The 1,671-nt window shown below is 55.9% G+C and carries 1 protein-coding gene; it reads right to left on the bottom strand.

Going from position 1 to position 1,671, the window contains the following annotated elements:
- Positions 1-169: 169 nt before the first annotated feature.
- Positions 170-1,609, bottom strand: a complete 1,440-nt coding sequence (locus tag ACQKKX_RS20615) for an IS1182 family transposase (RefSeq protein ID WP_427573532.1) — start codon at positions 1,607-1,609, stop codon at positions 170-172.
- Positions 1,610-1,671: the final 62 nt, after the last annotated feature.

The raw sequence follows: 1,671 nt of genomic DNA, 5'->3' as shown, positions 1-1,671 counted from the left end.
GGCCGAGGCTGTGTGAAAACACCAGCGCATCCCATGGTATTTCGTCATCGAGCTTGGTCTGGCGGGATTGGTTAGATTTTGCGCCTATCGGATGCTGGAAGGCATCGGAGATGGTCCTGATGCTTTAGTCTGGCGGCTTTTGGGGCCCAAATGGCGGTTCAGCGCTACTTCACGCGGCCATGGCCCTGATGAGCGCTCTTGCGCCAATCATGTTGATCATCCGCTTTATGTTGTAGGCCAGCACGTGCAGCGCCATTTCCGTCCTGACGTTTTTCAGTCTGCGCATCTGGAAATGAGTTGCGCCCATCCATGCCTTGATGGTTCCGAAAGGATGCTCGACCGTGCATCTCCGGGTGCGCATGAGGCTTGGATTGTCTTCCATTCTGCAATACATAGCGTCGATCAGATGCTCGTGCTCCCAGCGTGTGATCCGCCGTTCCTTGCCTGTTGTGCATCGTGCCTTGAGGGGGCATGACGGGCAATCCGTGCGCCAGTAGCGCCGAAGCATCAGGCCCTTTTCCTCCGTGGTATATCTGTACACCAGCGCCTTCCCGGCAGGGCAAACATATGTATCGGCGCTGCCGTCGTAGACGAAATCAGCCTTCACGAACATGCCCTTCTTACGGTTGTTCGATGTCTCAGGCCTCGGGACTGTTGCCGTGATCCCGGCCTCATGACAGCTCAACAGTTCAGCTCCGTTGAAATAACCACGGTCGGCGATGGCATCGAGCGTATCGACCTTTAGTGCATCCATTGCCGCCTTGGCCATGGGAGCCAGTTGTGATCGATCATTGCCGATATTGGTGACCTCATGCGTGACGATAAGATGCGTCTCAACGTCAACCGCCGTCTGCACGTTGTAGCCCACCAGACCTGTGCCTTTGCCATATGTCGCCATGGATCGGGCGTCTGGATCAGTCAGCGAAATCTGGCCGTCTGGCTTATCCTTCAGCGTTTCCGCGATACCTTCGAGGCGTCGGACTTCCTGGCGAACACGAGCGAGCTTCTCCTGCAGCCGGGTGACTTTGCGCAGCGTTACATCGGATTGCTCCAGGGCATCAGCTCTACCCATTTCCTCTAAATATCGCGACGCGCTTGCTTCGAGGTGGCTGATCCGCAATTCGATCTTGCTGGACGTGAAGTTGCGATCTCGGTTGTTGACGGCTTTGAACTTGCTCCCGTCAATCGCGACATTACCGCCGCCCAACACACCGATCTGGCGGCACAACTCGACAAACCTGGCACATGCTTTCCGGATTGCTGGTCCATTGTCTTTGCGGAAATCGGCTATGGTTTTGTGATCAGGAACGAGCCGCCCGGTCAGCCACATCACTTCAACATTACGCCCGGCTTCACGTTCCAGCCTGCGACTTGATGGGATGCGGTTCAGGTAGCCGTAGATGAAAAGCTTCAGTAACACCGAGGGGTGATAACAGGGCCGTCCGGTTTGCGGAGGCGACATGCGGCCGAACCCCGCGCCCGACAAATCCATCGCATCTACAAATGCCTCGATCACCCGAGCATGGTGATCTTCGTCGATCCAATCCTCAAGGCGGTCTGGAAACAGTGTAACCTGATCGCGACTGATGCCTTCGATATAGCCTGACATTGCCACCTCCGATCGACGAAGATGATTCTACATCAGGATTGCGTTTTTACACAGCCTCGGCC

Origin of the sequence: Neorhizobium sp. NPDC001467, from assembly GCF_050275975.1 — a bacterium.
Lineage (GTDB): Bacteria > Pseudomonadota > Alphaproteobacteria > Rhizobiales > Rhizobiaceae > Neorhizobium.
Note: the sequence above shows the minus strand (reverse complement) of the source record. Positions and strands in the feature narration are given on the sequence as shown.